The following is a 22,641-nucleotide window of genomic DNA, read 5'->3' as shown; positions in this document are numbered from 1 at the left end:
CTGTCGCCCGAGAACTCGGGATCAACGTCAGCGCGGTACGGAAGTACATCCGGGAGCACGGCCGGGCGACTGCAACGCCTTCGGACTCCCCCGACACAACCGAATAGCAGGCCCACATACAAGTGGGCCCCCGGAGCACGGCGACTGCAACGCCAGTCCGGGGACCGCTTGCCCAGTCAGGAGAACGGACCTCCTTCATGGACCAGCAGAACTTTAGCGCGCCCTCGCGCGCCCAGATCACCCCGGCGCAGCAGCTCAACGAGCACTTCACCCGTATCTACACCCGCTTCCAGCCGGCCATCACCCGCCTCGTCCAGCACGAGGTCCGCGGCGGCAACCAGCACCTCGCCGAGGACCTCACCGCGGACGCCTTCTACCGGGCCTGGCTCGACCTCCACAAATGCCGGGCCACCACCGACGGCCAGATGTACAACTGGCTCGCCGCCCTCGCCCGCCACACCGTCACCGCCCACTACCGCGCGAAGCGGAACGTGGCCGAAGTGCCCGTCGACACCGGCACCTGGCAATACGCGGACCGCGAGATGAACCAGGCCAGCGGCTACTACACCCCCGCCCCCACCGGCTTCCGCACCGCCCCCGTCACCCGACCGGGCGACAGCGACCCGGACATGGACGAGGCGCTCCGCCGCGTGCGCACCAAGCAGGTGACCCGGTGATCCACACCCCTATCCACAGTGTGGATAACCCCGCCGGGCCGAGCGTCATCCCCGATCCCGTCCGCGACCTGCTCGCCACGGTCCTCGAAGCGATCGACCTGCCTCACGCCGCGACCATCGGCGGTGACGAGGTCCGCGTCCGACTGCTTGCCACCCGCGCCACCCACGTCCGGATCGCCCTCCGCAGCGTCCTCGGCGACGACGCCCCCGACCTGGGCGTGACCTGGGACGCCAACTACCTGCGCGAACGTCTCGCCGAGCACCCGATCACCGGGTACGTCACCGCCGACCAGGCCGACGCCGCCCTCAACCAGGGCAAGACCTGGTCCCAGGCCGTCACCCTCCCCACCGGGGAGAGCCAGTGAGCGAGCCCCGCACCATCACCCTGCCCACCGCCGACCACGGCGACGTCACCCTGCCCGAACCCTCGTGGTGCATCGGACACGAGTCCACGCCCGGCGACAGGCGAGCCGACATCCTCCACCAGGGCGCAGACGTCGAACTCGTCTTCCACGGCCACGTCTTCGACACCACCGGACTCGTGGAAGCCCCGTTCGCCGAACTGCCCGGAGGCGGCCTCGGTGCCTCGGTCGGCCTGCTCGGACAGACCCTTGACCCTGTCGGCCTGTACGAACTCGCCGCCGCTTTCGACACCTACGCCGACCGCATCCGCGGCCTCGCCGACCAGCTCGACACGCTCCGCTCCGGGGGTGTCCAGTAATGGGCTTCCTCGACCGCCTCCTCGGCAACGACCAGGAGCGCGCCGCGAACTACGAGGGCCGTGAGTCCGCGTCCGAGAGCGCGGCCCGCAAGCGCCGGGAGCGACACCACCGCAACCTCGGCAAGACGTCCGCCAAGGGCGACGCCTGGGAGCGCAAGGACCGCCGCCGGTTCGGAGGTGGAGCGTGAAGCGGGACCCCCTGCTGTGGGCCGCGCTCGCCGCGGTCCTCACCGTCCTCGCATCCGCCGAGTACAAGCTCGCGGTCGCCTGCGGGTTCGGGACGTACGTTGCCGCCGGCGTGCCGGCCGCACTCGACGTGTACGCGCTCGCCGCGCTCCGGGCCCGCCGTGACGTCTTCACGGTCGTGCTCACGCTGATCGCGGTGAACGCGGCGAGCCACCTCGTCGAGGTCAGTCTCCTGCCCGTATCCGTACTCCTCGTCGTCGCCGTGTCGGCGGTCGCGCCGCTCGTTCTGTGGCGCGTCCACCGGCTCTCCGAGGGGCCCGCAGGTGTAACACCGGCCGGGGAAATTGTTACACCTGCCGCCTCGCCGGAACTCGCGCCGGAACCGGTTCCGGTCGAGGCGGAACCAGCGGAACCGATCACCGTCGAGCGGGCGGAACCGGTGTCTGGAATTCCAGACACGACCGCCGACGCGGTGCCCGTCGGCCCCGTCCTCGGCCCCTGGCGCCCCCTGGCGGAACTCGCAGGCGGAACCACCGGAACAGGCCCCGACCTGCACGAGTACCGGACCTGGGGCATCGTCCCCGAACCGACCGGACCCGAGACGGAACCGGCACCGGAACCAGTTCCGCCCACAGTTCCGCCCACCGGAACCGGCGCCGCCGACATCGAGACCGAGGACTCCCAGAACACCACCTTCGAGACCCGCGTCACCACCGTGCGGAACTGGCTGGAGACGGAACCGGAACTCACCGGAACCGAGATCGGAACCAGACTCGGAATCTCCGACGGCTACGGCCGGCGTCTGCTCCGGAAGGCCCGCGAGGACACGTGATCCTCGCCGCGTTCTTCGGGCTGTCCGCCCTGCTCGCCCTCTTCGGGCTGTGCGCCGTCGCGCTCCACGACGTCCCCCGCATCACCGGGACCGTCGCGTTCATCCTCACGTGCGCCGCGCTCGCCGCGGCCGTCTGCCGCTAGGAACCCGATGCACTCCATGAACTACGTCACCGCCGGTGGCGTGACCGTCGGCCTCTGCCTCCTCGGCTGGCAGATCATCACCTGGTGGCCCGGCCGCAAGCCCCTGACGAAAGACCCCCTCAAGCACGCGGCCAAGCTCCTGCCCTGGCTGCTGTCCTGGTCCTATGGCTGCCTCACCACCCTCGGCATCGGCGGCCTCATCGGGACCGCGTCCAGCAGCGTCCTCGGCCTGTCCAACTGGTTGGGGGACGTCGCCCTGTTCTGGGGAGTCGGGGAGCACCCCGGCCAGCTCGCCGCCGCGAAGACGTTCGTCCCACTGTCCGGCCCGGGGAACTGCACGGTGCTCATCCTGACCGCGTGCTTCATCGCCGCGGTGAAGAAGGCCAGCGACGACCAGGCGGGCGTCCTCAAGCGCGGCGCCTGGTGCGGGATCACGCTCGGCACCTCGGCCGGGGTCGCGGGGTTCGCCGCGGTGCCGCTCGCGCTCGCCGTGAACTGGATCGGCGACCACGTCTACGGGGCGTTCTGATGGCCCGCAAGAAGCAGGCCGAAGCCGAGTCCGAGGAGCCGAGCAGGGCGGCCGGCGCCTGCCTCCTGGTCGTCCTTGCCGGGGTCGTGGTCGCCGTGACGTTCCGGCTCTCCGTGACCGTGGGAGTCCTCGCGCTGTGGGTAGTTGGGGCGCTGGCCCTGTGGCGCGCCGCCCGCCGGATGTCCGATTCGTCAGCCACTCCCCCACCGAGAGGGGCTGCCCCCGAATCTGCTGAAGCTGCACGTCGCAGGCTCAAGAGGGCGAGAGGGGCTCTGGACCCGAACGGGGTTATGTGCATCCTGCACCCAGACCCTGATGCCGGCGCCAGCGACCCCGAACAAGCCAACTGAGACCGCCGAGGCATGGCTGACCGCGAACATCGGAACTATCAGTGCAAGCACCACAGGGAGGGGAAGCACCATGACCGAGGAACTCGGCTCCGTAGAGGAACCCATCGGCACCGCAGAGCTCCAGCGCCTGCAGGACAAGTACCGCAAGCAGAACATCGCCAACGACCGCGCCCGAGAACAGATCGAAGAAGACGTCAACAGCGGCCGCTACTCCGAGGAGCAGGGCGACGAGATCAGCGCCTCGTTCGAGCAGTCCTGCCGCGAGATCCTCGACCGCATCCAGGGCGAGATCGAAGCGCACTGTCGGAGGTACAACCTGCGGGTCGCTTCCGCGCCACACTGGACCGATGAATGAGCAGCCCGCCCCGCCCGGCCGGTACACCACCCGCGACGTCGCCCGAGCCCTCGGCACCAGCCCCGGGGGCGTCCGGAACCTCGTCTACCGGGGCCGCCTCAAGCGGGTCGGAGGCACCGAACGACACCCGCACTACGCCGTCGAGGACGTCGCCGCGCTCCTCGCTGAACGACGAGCACGCGCTGCCGCTTGACCGCAGGTCAGACGGCGTGTGACGATCTGCGTGTACAACTGTGCCCTCAACCGGCACCACAAACGCACGACGAAGCCTCAGCTCGGTCCCCCCGGCTGGGGCTTCGTCGTGTCACAACCCTGTCGCAGCGCTCGCCCGGCAACCCGCGCAGCGCCACACTGAGCCCCTCATCACCAGAGTCCAAGGGGGGACCATGGGGTTCATCAACAACGCCAAGGCCAAGGGCGCGACCGACGAAGCGCGCAAGGCCTACGCCGAGGGACGCAGCGTCCTCGTGTACAAGTTCATCGAGGCCAACAAGACCAGCATGACGACCGCGCCCATGACCGGCGTCGGCGAACAGATCGAAGCCATCGAGGCCCAAGGCTGGGCGCTCGCCAACATGGCGGCCGCCGAGAGCAAGACTCTCGGAGGCGAACGCGTCGCCCTCGTCTGCCTGTTCCGCCGCCGCTGACACTGCACCGACCAGGCCCGGCCCGCACACGCAGGCCGGGCCTCGGCGTACCTGGAGGTGAGCATGGCCACCGACCGGTCAGAGCTCACCAGCTACGAGTTCCGGCAGATGCGCGCCCGCCTGCTCGCCGAGTCCGACGTGTGCATCGTCTGCGGCCACGGTGCCGCCGACACGGCCGACCACATCATCCCCGTCAGCAAGGGCGGCGCACGGCGCGACCCCGACAACCTCGCGCCCATCCACGGCGTCATCGGCTGCCCCACCTGCCTCCGCAAGTGCAACAACGAGAAGGGCGACCGCCCCCTCGCCGACGTCGTCCAGCTGCAGACCAGCGTCGACTGGTTCGCCGGACCGTAGAGGAGGACGTGTGAGCAAGACCAGCACCGGCTTCAACGTGAGCCTGGTCGTCCACTCCGTCGACAACCTGCCCGAAAAGGACGGCGAGCAGATGTACGCCGACGACGTCACCGCTGAGGCTCGCGAAGTCGTCGAGGCCGCCATCATCCGGTGGTACGAGGAACGCGGCAAGGAACTACTGGCCTGTGAACCTCTCGTCGGATGAGGGAGGACGGCATGCATCAGGCCAGCGGGGCACAGCCTGAACGTTCGGCAGCACCACCCCCGCCGCCCCCTGCCGAACCCAGCCATGACGACATCGCTCGCTGGCTGAAGGACCCGGCCAACCGTGAGGCCGTCAGCTACGTGCTGCGCCGCGAGGCCCGCATCGACCCACGCTGGCTGTCCGACCTGGTGCGCAGCGAGGAACGGATGCGGGGCGGACGTATGCCCGGAGTGTCCTGACAAACATGCAGGTCAGAGGCGCGTGAGATCGACGATCAGACCGATCAGATCAGTTCGGATCCGAGACGGCCAAGATTTTTTAGGGAAGATCATCTTCTCAACCCCGCGACCAGCTTTTATTTTTCTCCCCCCGGGCCAATGCCGACCGGATGATCATGGAAGGGGGCGGCCATGGGCTCGGTGGAGGACGCCGTCCGGAGCGACGTCGAGCAGCTCGGCGACCTGGTCGGCGTGGAGCCATCGCTGTCGGAGCTGGCGTACACGCTCGCCGGCCGCATCGACGCTGCGGCCACCGGCGCGTGCGAGACGTGCGGTGAGCCCGTCGCCCAGGACGACAAGATGCTGCCTCAGTTGACCCGCGAGCTCCGTCAGACGCTCGCCCAGCTGCTGGAGGGGCGGGCCGCTGACGATGACGACGACCTCGGAGACCTGGGCTCCCCCGACTGAGTTCGCCGAGGATCTGTACGAGCGGTACGGCCTGGAGTGCCCGCCGCGTTGGGGGACACCGCGCCACCCGGACAGGCCGTCGCTCGGACCGAAGCTGTGGAAGGTCATGGCCAAGCTCGGCGCCCCGCCGATGCCGTGGCAGAAATACGTGTCGGACGTCGCCCTGGAGATCGACCCCGAGACGGGCCTGTTCGCGCACCGCGAGGTCGGCCTGTCCGTCTCCCGGCAGCAGGGCAAGACCGAGCTGTGCCTCGGTGCCCAGGTGCACCGCGCGCTGGCCTGGCAGCGGCAGAACATCGTCTACGCCGCGCAGACGAGGGGCATGGCGCGGCAGCGCTGGGAGGATGAGTTCTGGGAGAAGATCTCCGGCTCCGATCTGGCCAAGCGCGCCAGGATCCGGAAGAGCAACGGCAACGAGGCGATCCTGTGGCCGTCGACCCGCTCGCGCATGGGCATCACGGCGAACACCGAGAAAGCCGGGCACGGCCCGCCGCTCGACCTGGGGTTCATCGACGAGGCGTTCGCTCATGAGGACGACCGGCTGGAGCAGGCGTTCTCCCCGGCGATGCTGACCCGATCCATGGCCCAGCTGTGGTGGGCGTCGGCCGGCGGCACGACGAAGAGCGTGTGGCTGAACAAGAAGCGGGAGATGGGCCGTGCACTGATCGAGGCCCTGTGGGCGGCGCTCGCCGAGGACGCCGCGGCGGCCCGGCCTCGGGCCTGCTACTTCGAGTGGTTCGCTCCGGAGGATATGGACCGGGCGAACCCGGCGACGTGGCGGGCCACGCTGCCCGCACTGGGACACACGGTGACCGAGGCCATCATCGCTGCCGAGCTGGAGAAGATGGACCCGGCCGAGTTCGACCGGGCCTATCTGAACCGGACCCGGAAGCCCACGCCGCCCACGGACCCGAACGTGCCGAAGGGCAAGTGGCCGGGGCTGCTCGACGCCGACAGTAAGCCTGTGCCGGACAGTGTGGCGCTCGCTATCGACGTCTCGCAGGACCGCAGCTACGCATCCATCGCGGCCGCGTCCAAGCGGGCCGATGGGCGCGTGCACGTCGAGGTCGTCGCCCGCCGACCGGGCACGGACTGGCTGGTGCCCGCCGTAGTCCGCCTGCGCGGCCTGTGGAAGCCGGTTGCCGTGGCCATCGCGTCGTCTGGGGCGCCGGCCGGATCGCTCATCGACGACCTGATCGCCGCAGGCATCGACGTGCCGAAGGACAAGGAACATCCGGAACGCGGCGACCTGGCCGTGATGCGCAACGGGGACATCGTCGAGGCGTGCGGCCAGCTGGCCGACGCCATGAATCAGGGCACCATCGCCCACCTTGACCAGGTGCCCCTCACTGCGGCCGTGAACGGGGCCCGGACGCGCCGCAACGGCGACGCCTGGACGCTCGACCGCACCAGCTCGCTGGTGGACATCAGCCCCCTGTGCGCGGCCACGTTCGCCCGCTGGGCGTTGCTCATCCGGGGCCCGCAGGTCGAAGAGGACTACGACGTCAGCGATTCGTTCGCGTAGGGAGGCCGTATGGGCATCTTGGACAGGATGCGACGCGCCGTCACCCGCGACGCGAACATCGTCACCGCCGAGGATCTGCTGAATCTGTCCCGCGAGGGACGGCTCGGCGGCAAGAGCGTGCACGTCACCAACGACTCAGCGCTGCGGCATTCCGCGGTGTGGGCGGCGTTGCGGCTACGGGCCGACCTGGTGTCGATGATGCCGATCGACGTGTACCGCAAGGTGCAGGGCCTGCAGGTGGAGGTGCCCAAGCCGCCCGTCCTGGTCACCCCAGGCGGGCAGGAAGTCGGCATCAAGGAGTGGATGTACTCCACCGAGTTCGACCTGGACCGGGCCGGGAACTGCTTCGGCCTGATCACAGAACGCACGGGCGTGATCGGCCCGGACGGGCGCGGGCTGCCCGGCCGTATCGACCTGGTGGAGCTGAGCGAAGTCACCGTCCGCGCCAACGGCTCACAGATCAAAAAGTTCAAGATCTGCGGCACCGAGTACGACCCGTGGGAGGTGTGGCACGAGAAGCAGTACACCGTCGCCGGCTTCCCGCTCGGCCTGTCCCCGGTGGCGTATGCGGCGTGGACGATCGAGGAGTCCCTGAACGCGCAGCAGTTCGCCCGTGACTGGTTCGGGGCCGGCATCATCCCATCGGGCACGCTGAAGAACGTCGGCAAGACGATCAACCAGAAGAACGCGCGGGAGGCCAAGGAGGCGTTCCGGGCGGCTGTCTCCAACGGGGACGTGTTCGTGCACGGCTCGGACTGGGAGTACAAGCCGATCCAGGCCGTGGCGCAGCAGGCGCAGTTCATCGAAGCCCGCCAGTTCGGCATGGGCGACATCGCCCGGTTCTTCGGCGTGCCCAGCGACCTGATCGACGCCGCGGTGTCGGGCAGCAGCGTCACCTACGCCAACATCAGCCAGAGAAACTTGCAGTTCCTCATCATGCACTTGGGGCCGGCCGTGGGCCGACGCGAGGACGCGTTCAGCCGGAAGCTGGTGTCCAATCCGCGCTACGTGAAGCTCAACACGGACGCACTCCTGCGGATGGATCCTGCGGCTCGTGCCCAGACGCTGAAGACCCAGATCGATTCGCGCACGCTGGCCCCGTCCGAGGCGCGGGCCATCGAGGAGCGGCCGCCGTTCACCGAGGAGCAGCTCGCCGAGTTTGACCGGCTGTTCGGCTCGCGGTCCGTTCCTGCCCAGCCCACGACCGCCGTACCGGGAGCTACGTCATGACCACAAACACGCGCGCCGCGGCCGCGGCGGCCCGAGCCCAGAACGTGCGCCAGCGCGCCGACCGGCCCTCACAGCGCCGCAGCGCCGAGCAGGCAGGATCCCGCGCTACGGTGCGCGCTTCCCTGTCCGGTGTCGAGGTGCGTGAGGCCGGAGATACGGGCGCGCTGGAGTTCCTTGGCCACGCGTCGGTGTACGAGCAGGCCTACGAGATGTGGGACATGTTCGGCCCGTACACCGAGGTCGTCACCGAGGGCGCGGGAACCGATTCCCTGGCCCGCGCGGACCTCGACGTGCCTCTCGTCCTGGGCCACGACCAGCTGCGCCGCCTGGCACGCACAACCACAGGGACGCTGTTCCTCGCTGAGGACGCCAACGGCCTGTCCGTGCGCGCCCCGCAGCTGGACCCGACGGACCACGACGTCGCGTACATCGCGCCGAAGCTGCGCTCGGGCCTGATCGACGAGATGTCCTTCGCGTTCCGCATCGAGTCGGGACAGTGGTCCCCGGACTACACCGAGTACCGCATCAACCGGTACGACATCCACCGCGGCGACGTCGCGATCGTCGGCTACGGCGCCAACCCCTACACCGGTGCGAGCCTGCGGCAGCCCGCGGCCGCGCCGACGAACAGCCGGGCCCGCGCGCTCCTGGAGATCGCGCTCGCCCGCTGACCCCTGATCTTCCCGCCGTCCGGCGGGAGCTACTGCCCTGCGCTCGCGCGCACGAGACCACCCGGCGCCATGCCTCGGGTGGCCGTCTGACCTGGACCGGGGCGTCTGGATTCCATCGACAAGGAGGACGAGATGACTCTCGCCGACCTGATCGCCCAGGCGCGCACCGCGCTGGAGACGGCGATCACCACCCGACAGCAGGAGCAGGACGCGCTGGTCGCGCTGCGCTCCGACGAGAACCTGACCGAGGACGCCGTCACGGCGCGGGTCGCCACCCGCGACGCCGCCGACGCCGAGGTCACCCGGCGCCAGGGCGCCCTCGAGGAGCTGCTCGCCGAGCAGGCCCGCGAGGACGAGATCGCCGCCCTGTCCGCCCGCACCGCCCCGGCGGCCAACCGGGCCCCGGCCTACGACCAGGTCGCCCGCGTCGGCCAGGAAGAGCGCACCTACCGGCCCGACCACGACCGCCGCGGTTCCAGCTTCGAGCGGGACGTGGCGTCCGCGTTCTTCGGCGACTACGAGGCCCAGTCCCGCCTTGCCCGCCACATGCAGGAGGAGCGCGTCGAACGCGGGGACCAGATCGAGCAGCGTGCAGCCGGTACGGGCGCGTTCGCGGGCCTGGTGGTCCCGCAGTACCTGACCGACCTGTACGCCCCGGCCGCGGCCGCTCGACGCCCGTTCGCGGACGCCATCCGCGGCCACGACCTGCCCGCGCAGGGCATGACGGTCAACCTGTCCCGGATCACCACGACGACCAGCACCGCGCTGCAGGCGTCGGAGAACACCAACGTGTCCGAGACGGACATCGACGACACGCTGATGACCATTCCGGTGCAGACCAACGCGGGCCAGCAGACGCTGTCCCGGCAGGCCATCGAACGCGGCGCCGGCGTCGAGCCCGTCGTCCTCGACGACCTGTTCCGCCGCTACTCCACGACGCTGGACTCCACGCTGTTGAACCAGGCCACCAACGGCCTGACCAACGTGGCCACCGCCGTGGCGTACACCGACGGCACGCCGACCGCGACGGAGTTCTACCCGAAGGTTCTGGAGGGCCTGTCGGGTGTCGAGGCCGCACTGCTGGACCAGGCGTCCGGCGAGAACATCGCCGTGATGCACTCGCGGCGCTGGTACTGGATGCAGAACGCCCTGTCGTCGACCTGGCCGCTCATCAGCCAGCCGGGCATCGCCGCGCAGATGGCCGGCACCAACCTGGGCACGACCTACGGCAGCGGCGTGCGCGGCACGCTGCCCAACGGCACTCCGGTCATCGTCGACAACAACATCGCGACGAACTACGGCGCGGGCACCAACGAGGACGAGGTCTACCTCGTGGACCGCAACGAGTGCCACCTGTGGGAAGACCCCAGCGCCCCGATGTACATCCGGGCGGAGCAGCCGAAGCTGGCCAGCCTCGGCGTCCTGATGGTCGTGTACGGCTACTTCGCGTACACCCACGCCCGCTACGCCCAGGCCCGGAAGATCGGCGGCACCGGCCTGGTGACGCCGACGTTCACGGGCGTCTGATCCCTCGCCGCGTAGGGCCCGCCCCGCTTGGGGCGGGCCCTCGTGGTTCACCACTCATCCCGGGAGGGAGCAAGGCATGGCTACCGAGGACCCGATGGTCGCCGCGCTGCTGCGCGAGCGCGAGGGCCTGGTGCAGCGCGGTTTGACGGACCGCGTCGACCAGGTCGACGAACAGCTGCGGCTGCGTGGCGCTGAACCGCCCGCCGGCGAGAAGACCGAGCCCGCCAGGCCGTCGTCGCGGTCGACGCCGCCCAAGGGCCGCAGGGCGCGAGGCACGGAGGCCACCTGACATGGCCACTGAGTACGCCACCCGCGACGACCTCAAGGTGCAGCTGGGCATCGAGACGAGCGACACCACCCGGGACGCCCTGCTGGACAAGGCGCTCAAGTCTGCGTCCCGCGGCATCGACCGTGCGACCGGGCGCCGCTTCTGGCTGGACGACACCCCTGTCGCACGCACCTACCGGCTGCACGCCCGTGTCGTCCGCGAGGAAGACGGTGACGTACTCCTGGTCGACGACATCGGCGACACCACCGGCATGACGGTAGAGAGCGCGTCAACCGGGGGCGGCTCGTTCGCTGCCATCACCGGCAGCTACGAGACGACCCCCGAAAACGCCCTGGCCGACGGGTACCCCATCACCGGCCTGCTGCGGTCCAACAGCATCTGGGGCACGGCCTTTACTCGCATCCGGGTCACCGCGAAGTTCGGATGGCCGGCTGTCCCGGACGACGTTTCATCGGCCTGTCTCATCCAGGCCACCCGTCTCTACAAGCGCAAGGACTCCCCCGAGGGCATCATCGGCTCGGCCGAGTGGGGCGTGCGCAACCTGTCCCGCCGGGATCCGGACGTGTGGGCGCTGATCGAGCCGTACATCCTGCCCGGCTTTGGATAGGGGGCGGCATGCAGATTTCCTCCGTCCGTGATGCGATCGCGGACGCCGCCCGGCCAGTGATCCTGCCTGACGGGCTGGGCAAGCTGACCTGTTCCGGCTACGTCCCCGACAGCGTCATCGCGCCGCACTTCTTCGTCGGCGAGTACGAGCAGGACTTCGACAAGGCCATGGGCCGCAGCCTGGACGAGCTGACGTTCACCACCCGAGTCCTGGTCTCCACCGCCGACGACCGGGCCTCGCAGCGGCTACTGGACGCCATGCTGTCCGGCTCCGGGCCTGCGTCACTGAAGGCGGCGATCGAGGTGGCCCGCGGCGGCCCCGGCGAGTACGCCCTCGGAGGCCTCGCCCACGACCTGCACGTCACGAGTGTCCGCGGCTACCGCTGGTACGAACACGCCGGCTCCAACTACGTCGGCGCCGAACTGATGATCAAAGTCATCGGAGAGGGGAGCAGCTGAGATGCGCATCCGCATGCTGGTGCAGATGCCGCCGGGTGCCACGCGAAACGGCGTGCCCTGGCCCGACGAAGGAGCCGTGGAGGACATCACCACCGGCGAGGCGCAGCACCTCGTAGCCTCCGGGATCGCCGAGGAAGTCGAGGACGACACCAGTCCGGCCCCGCGCCGCAGGACCAAGAAGGAGGCGGCAGAGTGAGCAAGTTCGTCCTGACCAACGCGCGCCTCTTCACCGGCGGCGTCGACCTCACCAGCGCCTCCAACAAGGTCGAAATCTCCACCAAGATCGAGGAGAAGGACGCCACCAACTTCGCATCGGGCGGCTACAAGGAACTGCTCGGCGGCCTCGGCTCCGCCGAGATCAGCAGCGAGGGCCAGTGGGAGGCCGGCGACCCGAGCAAGGTCGATGATGCCGCCTGGGCGCAGCTCGGCAGCGTCGGCGCCTGGTCGATGGGCCCGAACGGCGCCGCGGTGGGAAACCTGGCCTACCTGACGAACGCCCTGCGCTGCGACTACAAGCTGCTGGATGCGGTCGGCGAGATCGCCCCGTGGACCAGCGGCGGCAAGAGCAGCTGGCCTCTGGCACGCGGCCAGTTCGCCCACCCGCCCGGTACTGCCCGCACGGCGACCGGTACCGGCACCGGCCTGCAGCTCGGCGCCATAGCGGCGGGCAAGCGGCTGTACGCCGCGCTGCACGTGCTCTCGGTGGCCGGCACGACGCCGAGCCTGACGGCCCGCGTCGAGTCGTCCGTGGACAACACCTTCGCGAGCCCGACCACCCGGCTGACGTTCAACGCGGCCGCCGTGGCAGGCGGGCAGATCATGCGCACCGCCGGGACGGCCATCACAGATACGTGGTGGCGCGTCGCCTGGACCATCACGGGGACCACGCCCAGCTTCCTGTTCGTGTCCTCGCTCGGCAGCCAGTAGCCCCACCGCAGTACCCACCCTGTCCGGCCCGCACCGGGGCCGTCATTAGCCCTGGAAGGGGGCGTTTGTCATGCCCAAGATGGTTCTGCTCGCCGAGTACGTGGCGGTCAACGGCGTCGATCTGTCCGCCTACGCCAAGAAGGCGGAGCTCACCACGAAGGTGGAGGAGAAGGACGTCACCACCTACGGCAGCCAGGGGTGGAAGGAGCTGCTCGGTGGCCTCAAGTCCGGCGAGCTCGCCCTGGACCTGTTCCAGGACGTAGCGGCTTCCGCCCTGGACTCCATCATGTGGCCGCTGCTCGGCACGGTCGTCACGTTCGAGGTCCGCGCCAGCAACGCCGTGGTCGGCACCTCGAACCCGAAGTACACCGGGTCCGTGCTGATCAACGCATGGAACCCGATCTCCGGGTCGGTCGGCGACGAGGCGTCCGTGGGCGTCAGCTACCCGACCTCGGGTGCCGTCACCCGCGGAACGACCTGATGGCTGACGGGCCACCGTTCGATCTGCGCGTCACGCACGAGGGCCTGGACCAGCTGGTCCGCGCCATCCGCGCCGAGGAAGACGGCAAGCAGCTGCGCAAGGAGCTCGCCGCGAACATGCGCGATGCTCTCCGGCCGGGAGCCGAGCAGGCCAAGGGCTCGATCATGGGCATGGTCTCGCTGAACAGCCACCCGGCCCCGGCACTGCGGGCCGCCATCGCGAAGAAGATCCGGCCCGAGGTGAAGCTCGGCGGCCGTTGGTCCGGGGCCCGGGTGAAGGCCTTCAAGACGAAGAACGTCCGCGGCTTCCCGAACGCGCCGAAGCGCACCAACCGTGCGTCCGGCTGGCGCCACCCCGTGTACGGCAACCGGGAGAACTGGGCGCACCAGCGCGGAAAGCTGGAGTGGTTCGACCGGTCGTTCACCGGCCGCGAGGGCGCGTACAACCAAGCAGTTCACGAGGCCATGGAAGCCATGGCCACCCGTATCGCCGGCCGGGTCCGGTAGAAGGAGACGCACGTGTACCTGGTGTACGAGCCGGACGGCGGCGAGGAGCAGCGGTTCCAGTACAAGCCGCAGAAGCTCATGTCGGCCGAACGGGAGGCCCTTGAGCGGCGCTCCCGAATGGACTTCACCGACTTCACCAAGGGCGTCCTGAACGGCAACGCGGTGTGCCGGCGGGCCCTGCTGTGGGTGCTGCGTAAGCGCGAGCACCCCACGCTGAAGTTCGAGGACGTCGACTTCGCGTGGGACGAGCTGCGCCTGGAGTACTCCAAGCAGGAGTACGAGCTGATGCGCGACCAGCTCATCGAGAACGGCAACGCCGACCCGGAGCAGATCGACCAGATCAACCGGGAGATCGCGACGGCCATCGACGAGGACTCCGAGGGAAAAGCCCTGCCGCCGATCGCCGTCTGAGGCAGCTGGGCAACGCGGCGAACCTGCTGCACATCCGTCCCTGGGAATGGGCGCTGCTCACCGTCGAGGAGACGGACGCGCTGCTCGGCTGGCTGGACAACTACCAGGAGCAGATCGACGAAGCCCGCGCGGAGCTCGACAACTGAACACCTGGGAGGTGATTCCCCGTGGCGTCGGACACCTCTCTGGTTTTCAACCTGGTGGCCCGCGACCAGGCGTCCGAGCAGCTCGGCTCGATGAAGGAGAAGTTCTCCAACGCGGGCACGGCGATCGGAGCGGCACTCGGCGTCGGGGTGGGCGCGTCGTTCGTGTCTGCCATGGACGTGGAGGCCGCCAACGACAAGCTGGCCGCGCAGCTCGGCGTGGGCCAGGCGGAGGCCGCCAACCTGGCGAAGGTCTCCGCAAACGTCTACAAGAACGCGTGGGGCGAGTCCACCGAGGACGTCAACGACGCGATCAGGAACGTCTACCAGAACATCGGCGACACCTCCAAGGCGGAGGGCGGCCTGCAGGGCATCACCACCAAGGTCATCGCCCTGCGCGACACCTTCGACCAGGACCTCGGCGGGGTCACCGCGGCAGTCGGCCAGATGCTCAAGACCGGCCTGGCGCAGAACGCCGATCAGGCCATGGACATCATCACCGCCGGATTCCAGAAGGGCGTCAACAAAGCCGACGACTTCCTGGACACCCTGAACGAATACGGAACCCAGTTCAGGGACTTGGGGCTGGACGGGGCGACGGCGACCGGCATCCTCAAGCAGGGCCTGCAGGCCGGCGCCCGGGACGCCGACCTAGTCGCGGACGCGATGAAGGAGCTCAACATCCGCGTCCAGGACCAGTCCGCGGCAAAGGGCCTGAAGAGCCTGGGGCTGAACGCCCACGACATGGCAGAGGCGTTCGCCCACGGCGGCCCGAAGGCACGGGCCGCGCTGCAGACCATCACCGACAAGCTCCGCGGCGTCACGGACCCGACGAAGCGGTACGCCCTCGCGCAGCAGCTGCTCGGCACGCAGTCCGAGGACCTCTCCAAGGCCCTGTACGCCATCGACCCGTCCAAGGCCGTGAAGGGGCTGGGGGACGTGTCGGGGGCCGCCGACAAGATGACCAAGACCCTCGGCGACAACCCGAAGGCCGCGCTGGAGGGCTTCCAGCGGACCGCGACGATGACGGCCACGCAGGTCGCGGGCACGTTCGTCAACTTCGCGATGAAGAACAAGGAGATCTTCGGGCCGCTCGCCGGGATCCTCGCCGGCGTCGCCGTGGCCGTCCTCGCCGTGTCCGCAGCGGAGAAGGTCTACAACGCGGGCAAGACCATCGGCACGGTGGTCACGAAGATCTGGAATGCGTCGATCTGGGAATCGAACGCCGCCCTGCTCGCCAACCCCATGACCTGGATCGTCATCGGCATCGTCGCCCTCATCGCCGTCATCGTCCTGATCGCGACGAAGACCACCTGGTTCCAGCAGATCTGGTCCGCGGCCTGGGGCGGGATCAAGACCGCCGCCTTCGCGGTCTGGGACTGGATCAAGACGAACTGGCCCTACCTGCTCGGGATCATCGCGGGACCGATCGGCCTCGCCGTGGGCTGGGTGATCAAGCACTGGGACACGGTGAAGAAGGGCACGGCCTCCGCCTGGAACGCCGTGGTCAGCTTCGTGAAGGCCGTACCCGGCAAGCTGCTCAGCTTCTTCCTGAACTGGACGCTGCCCGGCTTGGTGATCAAGCACTGGAACAGCATCAAGTCCGGGACGATCCGCATCGCAACCGCGATCGTGAGCTGGGTGGCGGCCTGCCCGGGCGCACCGTCGCCGCCATGTCCTCGCTGGGCAGCCGCCTGTACGCCACCGGCTCGGCAGCGTTCAACCGGTTCCGGTCGGCGGTGGTCAGCCGCGGCAACTCCGCCATCACCTGGGTGCGGGGCCTGCCAGGGCGGGCCCGCAGCGCGCTCGGCAGCCTCGGCAGCTACCTGTACAGCAGCGGGCGCTCGCTGCTGCAGGGCTTCGTCAACGGCATCAAGTCCATGCTCAGCGCGCCGGCGGAGGCCGTGAAGAGCGCCCTGTCCAAAGCCCGGAGCTACCTCCCGTTCAGCCCCGCGAAACAGGGGCCGTTCAGCGGTCGCGGCTGGACGCTCTACTCCGGCCACTCCCTCATGTCGAACCTCGCCCAGGGCATCCGGGACCGCTCCGACGAGCCGCGCACCGCCATGAACGACGCGCTCACCTCGACCGCGGCGGGCGGCCGCGTTGCCCTCGCGGGGGCGCCGGCGCTTGGACAGTCCTCGCCGATCGTGCCCGGCGGCGCTGGGCTCGTCATCCGGCTCGAGACCTCGGGTGCTGAGGACGACCTCCACAAGCTGCTGCGGAAGATCGTCCGGGTCAAGGGCCGGGGCAGCGCAGAGAAGGCCTTCGGCCAGTAAGGAGCCTGACCGTGGTGTTTCCCCAGACGCCCCTCGACGTCGAGATCGATCTCTGGATCAACGGCGCCTGGGTCGACATCACCAACGACGTCTACGTCAACGAGAAGATTGTGATCACGCGAGGGCGGGCCGACGAGGGCGCGGACGTCGACCCCGGCAACTGCAAGCTGACCTTCAACAACCGCTCCGGGAAGTACTCGCCGCGCAACCCGCTGTCGCCCTACTACGGGATCATCGGGCGGAACACACCATTGCGCGTCATCGTGAAGGCGGGGACGCCGTTCCTGGACCTGCCGGGGGTGCCCGGCGGCTGCGCGTCCACCCCGGACGTGGCAGCCCTGGACATCACCGGGGACATCGACGTCCGTATCGACGCGCTGCTGACGAACTGGCTGGACGCGTCCGACAGCCTTCACACCACGGAGCTGATGGGGAAGCTCGGGAGCGCGAGCGCCAACAAGTCCTGGATGTTCGCCGTGCGCGACCAGCGGCTGTATCTCGAGTGGTCTGTGGACGGTACGAGCGTGATCGGCGTGAAGTCGACCGCACAGCCGGTCCTGCCCGCCAACGGGCGCCTGGCAGTCCGGGCGACGCTGGACGTCGACAACGGCGCCAGCGGCCGCACCATCACCTTCTACACCGCGCCGACGATCGCTGGGCCCTGGACCCAGCTCGGGGACCCGGTCGTTCAGGCCGGCACCACGTCCATCTTCAACTCCACGGCCGCTCTGCAGGTCGGGGCGCTGAACGCTGCCCTGACGTTCCCGGCGGGGCGCGTCCACGCCGCGGAGGTCCGCAACGGGATCGGCGGCACCGTGGTCGCCAACCCCGTCTTCACCGCGCAGGCCGTGGGTGCCACCTCGTTCGTGGACGGTGCGGGCCGCACGTGGACGATCCCGGCGGGCACGTCCATCAGCAACCGGCGGGTCCGGTTCGTTGGTGAGGTGTCGTCCTGGCCGTCGCGCTGGGACGTGTCCGGCAAGGACGTCCGTGTGCCCATCGAGGCCTCGGGGATCCTGCGCCGCCTCGGACAGGGCGCGAAGAGCCTGGACTCCACGCTGCGCCGGCGCATCCCGTCCTTCGGGCCGATGGCGTACTGGCCGATGGAGGAAGGGAAGGCCGCCAACGGCGCCTACTCGCCCATCGCGGGCGTCAAGCCGCTGGAGTTGGCCCCGGCGAACTGGGCGGCCGCGGACTCGCTGGTGAGCTCCAATGCCCTGCCCACGATCATCTCGTCGACGACGACCGCGTGCACCCTGTACGGACGGGTGCCCGCCCCGTCCACGACGCTCACCCGGTGGGCCGTCGAGTGGATGTACCGGATCGACACGGTCAACACCACCCTGCGCACCATCATGCGCGTCTTGTCCACCGGCACCGCCCGCGAGTGGTACGTCCAGCAGAACAACGTCAGCACCCGCATCCTGTGCAAGGACGACGACGGCGCCACCGTCTTCAGCGTGGACATCGTCACCAGCACCGACCTGTACAACCAGTGGATCAGGGCGAAGCTCGCGATCCTCCAGGTCGGCGGGAACGTGAACTGGAACATCACCTGGACCGACGTCGGCGGCGACGCGGGCTTCTTCTCCGGCAGCTTCGCCGGCACCATCGGGCGGCCGACCGGAGTCGCCTCCCCGCCAGACGGCTACTCCGCCGACATCGACGGCATGGCCATCGGCCACATCGCGGTGTGGAACACCGACTTCACCCACGCTTTCGACAAGGCCGTCGACGCGTGGACCGGTGAGACAGCCGGCCAGCGCATGTCCCGGCTCGCCTCGGAGGAAGGCGTGCGCCTCGGACAGTGGGGCGAACCGACCCTGCAAGAGCAGGTCGGGCCGCAGCGCATCGACACGCTGCTGTCGCTCCTCGAGGAAGCCGCGGACGTCGACGGCGGGATCCTCTACGAACGGCGCGACGCTGTCGGCCTCGCCTACCGCGACCGCATCTCGATGTACAACCAGCCTGTCGGCCTCGCCCTGGACTACAACGTGGCCGGGCACGTGGCCCCGCCGCTGGAGCCCGTCGACGACGACCAGAAGGTCCGCAACGACGTCACCGTCACCCGTGACGGCGGCGCCTCCGGCCGGGCCGTGCTGACCTCGGGCCCGCTGTCGGTCCAGGACCCGCCCAACGGCGTCGGCCTGTACGACACCGCGGTCACGCAGAACCTGTACAGCGACGACCAGGCCGAGCCGCACGCCTACTGGCAGCTGTACCTGGGGACCTGGGACGAGTCCCGCTATCCGGTCCTCAACCTCAACCTGGCGGCCGCGCCGGGCCTGGTCGATGCGGTGACGCTGCTGGAGTCGGGGGACCGGGCGCAGATCGCCAACCCGCCGGCGTGGCTGCCGCCGGGCCCGATCGACCTGCTCATGCAGGGCCAGCAGGAGACCATCGGGCACCCCAACGACTGGGACCTGCAGCTGAACTGCACCCCGGCCGGCCCGTGGATAGTCGGGATCGTCGAGGACGACGCGCTCGGCTTCGTCGATACGGACGCCTCCAGCCTGGCCACCTCCGTCACCTCCACCGCCACCACCCTGACGGTCAACGTCACGGACGGCACGCTGTGGGTGTGGGAGGCCGCATTCAACATCGGGGTCGGCGGCGAGGTCATGACCGTCACGGCGGTCACCGGCGCTGTCGACGACGACTTCAACCGGCTCGTCACCAACGGGTGGGGAACCGCACTGACCGGCGAGACGTGGACGACGACTGGCGGCAGCGCATCCGACTACAGCGTGCAGGGGGCATGACGTGGCAGACCTCTACGCGTCGTACACGGCACTGGCGGCCGCCGAGACCGAGGGCGTCTCCTACGAGCGGCGCACCGTCCCGGTCTCCGGGGCCACCTGGTCATCCATCGCGATCCACGGCGGTGGCATCGAGGTCGGCTCCGGAGAGGCCGCCCGCGCGGTCGGCGCCGGCCTGATGAACCACTACGAGTTCGCAGGCATCAAGGCGTCCAACAACGTCGACCTGCACGTCACCAGCACGAACTTCAACGAGCCGATCGCCACGGGGATCGTCACCGCCGCCAAGCGGTGCTTGTCGTTCCACGGCTACACCGGGACGGACGGAGTGCCGGAGACGTCCATCGGCGGCCTGGACACCCTCATGGTGGGCAGGATCTCTGCCGCCCTCACGCAGGCCGGCTTCCGGGTCATCAACGCCGCGCAGGAGATCAACGGCAGCGACCCGGCGAACATCGCCAACAAGACGACGATCAGCGCCGGAGTACAGCTCGAAATGTCGAGGGCGCTACGGGAGTCGTTCTTCCCGAACGGCGACACGACCCGGTCGATGCGCGACAGCGGGCAGCGGACGAAGGCGTTCACCGCCTACGTCGGCGCCCTGCGCGCCGTGTTCGGGCAGGGCAAGGCGTCGATGGGCAGCATCAACGTGTCCCGGTGGACCACCGTCCCCTGGGCGTCGGCCGACCTCGACATCATGGCACTGATGGGCACCGACAAGCTCGCCACCGGCGGATCGCACTTCCTGCACCTCGCGGGCCGGTTCGTCGACGTGAACAACTGCTACCTGGCGCGCGTCGACCTCTCCACCACGCAGACCGTGACGCTGACCCTGCGCAAGCGCGTCGGCGGCACCGAGACCCTGCTGGCGACGGCCGCGAACACCAGCGGCCTCGTGCACGCCGCGGGCGCCCTGTTCGCGGTCCGCTTCCAGATCACGGGCAGCACGCTGTCCGCGAAGATCTGGCCGGAGGGCACCATCGAGCCGGCCGACTGGTCCGTCACCACGACCGACACCCAGTTCGCGGCGGCCGGCGCCATCGGTACCCGGTCGATTCTGTCGAGCGCCAACACCAACACCCTGCCCGTGGTGGCGTCGTATGCGGCCTTCCAGCAGCTGACGCCGCAGAAGTTCACCGTGGTCCGTTCGGTCAACGGCATCGTCAAGGCGCAGGCCGCGGGCACGGACGTCCGGCTCGCCCGCCCTGCCATCGCCCCCCTGTAAGGAGGCCTCCGTGACCTTGTGGCAGCCCGGAATGCGGATCACGAGCAACCGGCTCAACGACGGCCCGCCCGTCATCTCGACCAACTCGGGCCTGTTGGCGGGCTCTGGGTTCACGGTGAACGACTTCCGCGGCTATCGGACCGGCCGCAGCTTCGTGTTGGACCTGTACCTGCTGCGCACCGGTGCCGCCATCGTCCTCACGAGCGGGAATCTTCCAGACACCACGTGTGCCACCGTGCCCGTCGGTTGGCGGCCCACCAACGGCACCATCAACGGCGCCTGGGATGACGGCACCTCCTTCGGCGGCTTCGTCCTCGGCACGGACGGCCTCGCCACCTTGAGGACCTCCAACCTCGACATCGCCAACGGCCGCAACCTGCGCCTGCACGCCGAATTCATCATCGACAACTAGGGAGGCCTCTCGTGCCCCTCGGCACCCCGGAAGGACCGTCTCGGAGCCAGTGGACGGCGATCGCGAGCAGCGTCGACCGGGTCGGTGAGTACCCGGTCATCTTCGACGTGACTGCGACGACCGACAATCCGGACGCACCTGGCGTGGCGGAGATCGTCCAGCAGTTCGTCGACCTCATCACGTCCTCGCCGGACTTCCAACTGCTGTCCGCGACCCGGTTGTACTCCTACTCCGAGCCGATCACCCCCACAGCCTGACCGCCTGCCCCGCCGCCCCGAGCCAGATGGCCGGGGCTTTCTCTATGCCTGGAGAACTCATGGCCACACCCATGACCGCCGCACAGTGGCGCGCCGCCCTCAAGGCCGAGGGCGTCAAGTTCACCGAGTACGACAGCTGGACCACCCGCGGGCGCGACGCCGCCACCGGCAAGAGTTTCGGCCCGGTCCACGGCGTCCTCAACCACCACACCGCAGGGAGCAACAGCCTGCGCGCCGTCGCCGTGGACGGGGCGCCGAACCTGCCCGCTCCCCTCGCCCACACGTTCCTGCCCAAGTCCGGGATAGCCGTCCTGGTGTCCTGCCACCGCGCCAACCACGCCGGGCTGGCCGCCGCGAACGTGATCGCCGCGCTCACGGCGGAGACGAAGCTGCCCCGGCAGGACAAGACGTCGACTGTCGACGGCAACGACCTGCTGTACGGCATCGAGACCGAGAACCTCGGCAACGGCACCGACACCTACACCCGCGAGCAGTACGACGCGTGGGTCCGCTGGAATGCCGCGATCTGCCGCCACCACGGCTGGGGTGCGGGCTCGGTAGCCGGCCACCTGGAGACCAGCGTCGAGGGAAAGGTCGACCCGAAGGGGCCGGTCGAGGGCTACGGCACGCGCGGCCTGTTCGTCTTCAGCATGGGCCAGCTGCGCGCCGACGTCGCCGAGCGGCTGCAGCACCCGGCGTCCTGGTCGCCGGCCACCTCCGCGCCGCCCACCACCGAGGAGCGGCTCACGTCCCTGGAAAAGCGCGTCACCGCGCTCGAGAAGAAGTGAGGCTCACCATGCGTATCGCCAGCATCGCCAAGTCGCTGCTCGCCGGTATCGCGGCCGGATCCGCGGCCGCCGTCACCGCCGTGCAGGACAACGTCCTCACCACCGGGGAGGGCGTCACCATCGTCCTCGCAGTCCTCGGCGCGTGGGGCATCACCTACGCCGTGCCCAACCGCAAGACCCCGGGCGCCTGATGGGCACCCCGGTCCCGGACCCGGGCGTCTTCATCAGCAGCGGCCAGATGTACCAGGAGTTGAGATCCCTGAGCGATGGCGTGACCCGGGTCGAGACCAAACTCGACGGCATCGGCCAGGGCCTCACTGAACTCGGCAAGGATGTTGCCGACCACGAGAGCCGTCTCCGTACTCTCGAACGGGCCCGGTGGCCCATGCCTACGATCGGCGTCCTCGCCGGTCTCGCTGGCGCCGCGACCGGTGCCGTCGCCCTCTTCGCCCGATGACAGC

At 69.3% G+C, this 22,641-nt stretch carries 36 protein-coding genes; all 36 read left to right on the top strand.

From position 1 onward, the window contains the following. Positions 1-197: 197 nt before the first annotated feature. The 36 genes from OHB41_RS34115 (at position 198) to OHB41_RS33940 (ending at position 22,637) form a co-directional block, all read left to right on the top strand. The gene (locus OHB41_RS34115; RefSeq protein WP_266702356.1) at positions 198-677 is read left to right on the top strand and encodes an RNA polymerase sigma factor; all 480 of its coding nucleotides are present in this window, start codon (positions 198-200) and stop codon (positions 675-677) included. Further along, on the top strand, positions 674-1,042 hold the full coding sequence (locus OHB41_RS34110; protein ID WP_266702354.1) for a hypothetical protein: 369 nt from the start codon (positions 674-676) through the stop codon (positions 1,040-1,042). Before OHB41_RS34115 ends, OHB41_RS34110 begins: the two co-directional genes overlap by 4 nt. Beyond that, on the top strand, positions 1,039-1,398 hold the full coding sequence (locus tag OHB41_RS34105) for a DUF6907 domain-containing protein (RefSeq protein ID WP_266702352.1): 360 nt from the start codon (positions 1,039-1,041) through the stop codon (positions 1,396-1,398). Before OHB41_RS34110 ends, OHB41_RS34105 begins: the two co-directional genes overlap by 4 nt. Continuing rightward, positions 1,398-1,586 (top strand): hypothetical protein, encoded by a 189-nt coding sequence (locus tag OHB41_RS34100; protein ID WP_266702350.1) that lies wholly within the window; start codon positions 1,398-1,400, stop codon positions 1,584-1,586. Before OHB41_RS34105 ends, OHB41_RS34100 begins: the two co-directional genes overlap by 1 nt. Continuing rightward, entirely contained in the window at positions 1,583-2,416 is an 834-nt protein-coding gene (locus OHB41_RS34095; protein ID WP_266702348.1) for a hypothetical protein, read from the top strand. The genes OHB41_RS34100 and OHB41_RS34095 overlap by 4 nt, the downstream gene beginning before the upstream one ends. Beyond that, a complete protein-coding gene (locus OHB41_RS34090) occupies positions 2,413-2,559 on the top strand; it encodes a hypothetical protein (protein WP_266702346.1) in 147 nt (48 codons plus the stop codon). Before OHB41_RS34095 ends, OHB41_RS34090 begins: the two co-directional genes overlap by 4 nt. A 16-nt stretch (positions 2,560-2,575) precedes the next feature. Beyond that, positions 2,576-3,088, top strand: a complete 513-nt coding sequence (locus OHB41_RS34085; protein WP_266702344.1) for a hypothetical protein — start codon at positions 2,576-2,578, stop codon at positions 3,086-3,088. Next, positions 3,088-3,438 (top strand): hypothetical protein, encoded by a 351-nt coding sequence (locus OHB41_RS34080; protein WP_266702342.1) that lies wholly within the window; start codon positions 3,088-3,090, stop codon positions 3,436-3,438. The genes OHB41_RS34085 and OHB41_RS34080 overlap by 1 nt, the downstream gene beginning before the upstream one ends. Before the next feature lie 70 nt (positions 3,439-3,508). After that, positions 3,509-3,793, top strand: a complete 285-nt coding sequence (locus tag OHB41_RS34075; RefSeq protein ID WP_266702340.1) for a hypothetical protein — start codon at positions 3,509-3,511, stop codon at positions 3,791-3,793. After that, the gene (locus OHB41_RS34070) at positions 3,786-3,986 is read left to right on the top strand and encodes a helix-turn-helix domain-containing protein (protein ID WP_266702338.1); all 201 of its coding nucleotides are present in this window, start codon (positions 3,786-3,788) and stop codon (positions 3,984-3,986) included. Before OHB41_RS34075 ends, OHB41_RS34070 begins: the two co-directional genes overlap by 8 nt. A gap of 193 nt (positions 3,987-4,179) precedes the next feature. Beyond that, positions 4,180-4,440, top strand: a complete 261-nt coding sequence (locus tag OHB41_RS34065; protein ID WP_266702337.1) for a hypothetical protein — start codon at positions 4,180-4,182, stop codon at positions 4,438-4,440. A gap of 63 nt (positions 4,441-4,503) precedes the next feature. Next, positions 4,504-4,797, top strand: coding sequence for an HNH endonuclease (locus tag OHB41_RS34060; RefSeq protein ID WP_266702335.1), 294 nt, complete (start codon positions 4,504-4,506; stop codon positions 4,795-4,797). A 10-nt stretch (positions 4,798-4,807) separates the two neighbouring features. Further along, positions 4,808-5,002: a hypothetical protein gene (locus tag OHB41_RS34055; protein WP_266702333.1), complete on the top strand. Its 195-nt coding sequence runs from the start codon at positions 4,808-4,810 to the stop codon at positions 5,000-5,002. An 11-nt stretch (positions 5,003-5,013) separates the two neighbouring features. Then, positions 5,014-5,241 carry a hypothetical protein gene (locus tag OHB41_RS34050; RefSeq protein WP_266702331.1) on the top strand — a complete coding sequence of 76 codons (228 nt, stop codon included), beginning with the start codon at positions 5,014-5,016 and terminating at the stop codon, positions 5,239-5,241. A 171-nt stretch (positions 5,242-5,412) separates the two neighbouring features. After that, a complete protein-coding gene (locus OHB41_RS34045) occupies positions 5,413-5,688 on the top strand; it encodes a hypothetical protein (protein WP_266702329.1) in 276 nt (91 codons plus the stop codon). Beyond that, positions 5,651-7,213: a terminase large subunit domain-containing protein gene (locus OHB41_RS34040; RefSeq protein WP_266702327.1), complete on the top strand. Its 1,563-nt coding sequence runs from the start codon at positions 5,651-5,653 to the stop codon at positions 7,211-7,213. The genes OHB41_RS34045 and OHB41_RS34040 overlap by 38 nt, the downstream gene beginning before the upstream one ends. A 9-nt stretch (positions 7,214-7,222) precedes the next feature. Then, positions 7,223-8,443 carry a phage portal protein gene (locus tag OHB41_RS34035; protein ID WP_266702325.1) on the top strand — a complete coding sequence of 407 codons (1,221 nt, stop codon included), beginning with the start codon at positions 7,223-7,225 and terminating at the stop codon, positions 8,441-8,443. Next, a complete protein-coding gene (locus OHB41_RS34030; protein ID WP_266702323.1) occupies positions 8,440-9,114 on the top strand; it encodes an HK97 family phage prohead protease in 675 nt (224 codons plus the stop codon). The genes OHB41_RS34035 and OHB41_RS34030 overlap by 4 nt, the downstream gene beginning before the upstream one ends. Before the next feature lie 132 nt (positions 9,115-9,246). Then, the gene (locus OHB41_RS34025; protein WP_266702321.1) at positions 9,247-10,641 is read left to right on the top strand and encodes a hypothetical protein; all 1,395 of its coding nucleotides are present in this window, start codon (positions 9,247-9,249) and stop codon (positions 10,639-10,641) included. Positions 10,642-10,717: 76 nt separating this feature from the next. Further along, positions 10,718-10,930, top strand: coding sequence for a hypothetical protein (locus OHB41_RS34020; RefSeq protein WP_266702319.1), 213 nt, complete (start codon positions 10,718-10,720; stop codon positions 10,928-10,930). A 1-nt stretch (position 10,931) separates the two neighbouring features. Next, complete coding sequence (locus OHB41_RS34015; protein ID WP_266702317.1) at positions 10,932-11,537, top strand: phage gp6-like head-tail connector protein; 606 nt, start codon at positions 10,932-10,934, stop codon at positions 11,535-11,537. 8 nt (positions 11,538-11,545) lie between these two features. Then, the gene (locus tag OHB41_RS34010) at positions 11,546-11,995 is read left to right on the top strand and encodes a hypothetical protein (RefSeq protein ID WP_266702315.1); all 450 of its coding nucleotides are present in this window, start codon (positions 11,546-11,548) and stop codon (positions 11,993-11,995) included. Between the two features lies 1 nt (position 11,996). Continuing rightward, positions 11,997-12,191, top strand: coding sequence for a hypothetical protein (locus OHB41_RS34005; RefSeq protein WP_266702313.1), 195 nt, complete (start codon positions 11,997-11,999; stop codon positions 12,189-12,191). Further along, positions 12,188-12,922 carry a hypothetical protein gene (locus OHB41_RS34000; protein ID WP_266702311.1) on the top strand — a complete coding sequence of 245 codons (735 nt, stop codon included), beginning with the start codon at positions 12,188-12,190 and terminating at the stop codon, positions 12,920-12,922. Before OHB41_RS34005 ends, OHB41_RS34000 begins: the two co-directional genes overlap by 4 nt. 70 nt (positions 12,923-12,992) lie before the next feature. Next, positions 12,993-13,403 carry a phage tail tube protein gene (locus OHB41_RS33995; protein WP_266702309.1) on the top strand — a complete coding sequence of 137 codons (411 nt, stop codon included), beginning with the start codon at positions 12,993-12,995 and terminating at the stop codon, positions 13,401-13,403. After that, positions 13,403-13,909 (top strand): hypothetical protein, encoded by a 507-nt coding sequence (locus OHB41_RS33990; protein ID WP_266702307.1) that lies wholly within the window; start codon positions 13,403-13,405, stop codon positions 13,907-13,909. The genes OHB41_RS33995 and OHB41_RS33990 overlap by 1 nt, the downstream gene beginning before the upstream one ends. 12 nt (positions 13,910-13,921) lie before the next feature. Next, positions 13,922-14,320 carry a hypothetical protein gene (locus OHB41_RS33985; RefSeq protein WP_266702305.1) on the top strand — a complete coding sequence of 133 codons (399 nt, stop codon included), beginning with the start codon at positions 13,922-13,924 and terminating at the stop codon, positions 14,318-14,320. 167 nt (positions 14,321-14,487) lie between these two features. Beyond that, a complete protein-coding gene (locus OHB41_RS33980) occupies positions 14,488-16,371 on the top strand; it encodes a phage tail tape measure protein (protein WP_266702303.1) in 1,884 nt (627 codons plus the stop codon). Then, positions 16,344-16,739, top strand: coding sequence for a hypothetical protein (locus OHB41_RS33975; RefSeq protein WP_266702301.1), 396 nt, complete (start codon positions 16,344-16,346; stop codon positions 16,737-16,739). Before OHB41_RS33980 ends, OHB41_RS33975 begins: the two co-directional genes overlap by 28 nt. An 11-nt stretch (positions 16,740-16,750) precedes the next feature. After that, positions 16,751-19,501 (top strand): hypothetical protein, encoded by a 2,751-nt coding sequence (locus OHB41_RS33970; protein ID WP_266702299.1) that lies wholly within the window; start codon positions 16,751-16,753, stop codon positions 19,499-19,501. A 1-nt stretch (position 19,502) separates the two neighbouring features. Then, positions 19,503-20,723 carry a poly-gamma-glutamate hydrolase family protein gene (locus tag OHB41_RS33965; RefSeq protein ID WP_266702297.1) on the top strand — a complete coding sequence of 407 codons (1,221 nt, stop codon included), beginning with the start codon at positions 19,503-19,505 and terminating at the stop codon, positions 20,721-20,723. Positions 20,724-20,733: 10 nt separating this feature from the next. After that, entirely contained in the window at positions 20,734-21,135 is a 402-nt protein-coding gene (locus OHB41_RS33960; RefSeq protein WP_266702295.1) for a hypothetical protein, read from the top strand. Positions 21,136-21,146: 11 nt separating this feature from the next. Further along, a complete protein-coding gene (locus tag OHB41_RS33955; RefSeq protein ID WP_266702293.1) occupies positions 21,147-21,392 on the top strand; it encodes a hypothetical protein in 246 nt (81 codons plus the stop codon). A gap of 59 nt (positions 21,393-21,451) precedes the next feature. Then, positions 21,452-22,180 (top strand): peptidoglycan recognition protein family protein, encoded by a 729-nt coding sequence (locus OHB41_RS33950; RefSeq protein ID WP_266702291.1) that lies wholly within the window; start codon positions 21,452-21,454, stop codon positions 22,178-22,180. Between the two features lie 8 nt (positions 22,181-22,188). Next, positions 22,189-22,371 (top strand): hypothetical protein, encoded by a 183-nt coding sequence (locus OHB41_RS33945; protein ID WP_266702289.1) that lies wholly within the window; start codon positions 22,189-22,191, stop codon positions 22,369-22,371. After that, the gene (locus OHB41_RS33940) at positions 22,371-22,637 is read left to right on the top strand and encodes a hypothetical protein (protein ID WP_153289385.1); all 267 of its coding nucleotides are present in this window, start codon (positions 22,371-22,373) and stop codon (positions 22,635-22,637) included. Before OHB41_RS33945 ends, OHB41_RS33940 begins: the two co-directional genes overlap by 1 nt. Positions 22,638-22,641: the final 4 nt, after the last annotated feature.

The organism is Streptomyces sp. NBC_01571, assembly GCF_026339875.1.
Taxonomy (GTDB): Bacteria; Actinomycetota; Actinomycetes; order Streptomycetales; family Streptomycetaceae; genus Streptomyces.
Note: the sequence above shows the minus strand (reverse complement) of the source record. Positions and strands in the feature narration are given on the sequence as shown.